A 1,500-nucleotide genomic window follows, 5' to 3' on the forward strand; every position below is an offset into this window, starting at 1 on the left:
AACGCCGCCCGTAATCGGTTCACTTCATGCGCATCCACAAGGCCAAGATGCTCTTGATCAGCAGCAACGAAAAGACCTAACGAAGCACTACTAGGAAGTCGGCCGCTGCTCCGATGAGGAGGTTCACCGGCTGGCCGCCTGCGCGGGAGTGGATGGGCTGGTCGCGGCAGGACGGTAGCGTGCTCCCAGCCGTTTGAGCTTGCGGCGCACCCGGTTTCCGAAGGCCTCTGGATCGCCGGCGCCGATCTCCGCCGCGGCCTGGGCCCATGTCATGTGCTGCGTGCTGTACGTCACGGCCACGGCTCTCTCCGCGGGCGCCAGGTGTGTGAGCACAGCCCGGAGGCGGGGGTCTGCCACCTCGCCGAGCAGGAGGCTGTCCTCGGGGCGTCGGTGGTCTGTGATCACATCTCGCAGTGACACTCCCGGGGCTACGGGGTCCTCGAGCAGACGCACCCGGCGGCCGCCGGATTTTCGCTCCCACAGGGGCTGTAGGCAGCGATGCTCCCGGTCGGTGTGACGATGGAGTAATTCCATGATCTCGGCATCGTTGCTGAGGTGTCGGCCCAGAGCGTCAATCCAGTCACCAAGAAGGGCCATCTCAACGGCTGCGCGCCAGGGTTGCGGTCTGCGCAGGCCGAGCCAGGTCCGTGCGAACTCGTCCACGGCTGCTGCGTCACCCTCGATGCAGGCGTTGCGCGCCACCAGTGCGGCCATGACGGCCTTGCGGGCAGCGAAGGCTTGTGGTCCGCTGAGCTGTTCGGCGAGCGTGTGCAGGACGGCGGCGATGAAATTCACGGGGGAGTGCCGGGCGTCGGTGTCCACGCCGTCCCACGTCCCCATGAGCGCGCCCATGACCCCCTGGGCGAAACGCCCGTCATGCTCCTCGTCGACGTTCACGGCAGTGTCAGGAAGCCCCCGGTTCCTCCACATGCGCGCCATGTCGTAGAGGTAGCTGATGACGGCCGCACGGGCTGCTGCTGCCTCGGCGCTGGGTGCGGGTTCCCGCAGTTGCCTGCTCATGCGGCGCAGTCGTTCGAACACCCGGGAGGCCGCGGGCCGAGCCTGCATCAGCCAGTTTTTGCCGTGCCGGGGCAGCGGTTCGACGGGCACCGCGTACACGGCCTTATGCACCGCCTGCCATCCCGGGCGTGACCGGTCCAGGGCCGGGCAGCGTGAGCGTCCATCACGAGGGCAGTCCGGGCACAGGTAGCGGAGGTAGGCGTTCCTGTCCTCCAGCTGCTCCTGCGCATAACGGATGAACCGGATCGTCCGCACGGCCAGTGCTGTGTCCCGGGTCTGCGGGACGAAGCGTGTGGGCAGGCGGGTAGTTCTCTCCTGGGTGTCGGCTAGCAGGCCGGATACCCAGCTCTCCAGCGAAGCGTGGAGCGATGAGACGCCGGCACGGTTGACGGCGGCCAGTGGATACTCCCCGTAGGCGGCCGTTTATCTAGCACTCTGTGGCCGCGAGCTTCCCCACTGGCGGCCGGATACCTCCCCGGA

The 1,500-nt window shown here is 67.4% G+C and carries 1 protein-coding gene; it reads right to left on the reverse strand.

Translation table 11 applies throughout. The features are described 5' to 3' along the window. Positions 1-123: 123 nt before the first annotated feature. Complete coding sequence (locus tag ACFU95_RS50990; RefSeq protein ID WP_383844795.1) at positions 124-1,119, reverse strand: hypothetical protein; 996 nt, start codon at positions 1,117-1,119, stop codon at positions 124-126. Positions 1,120-1,500: the final 381 nt, after the last annotated feature.

Source organism: Streptomyces sp. NPDC057623 (assembly GCF_042800355.1).
GTDB lineage: Bacteria > Actinomycetota > Actinomycetes > Streptomycetales > Streptomycetaceae > Streptomyces.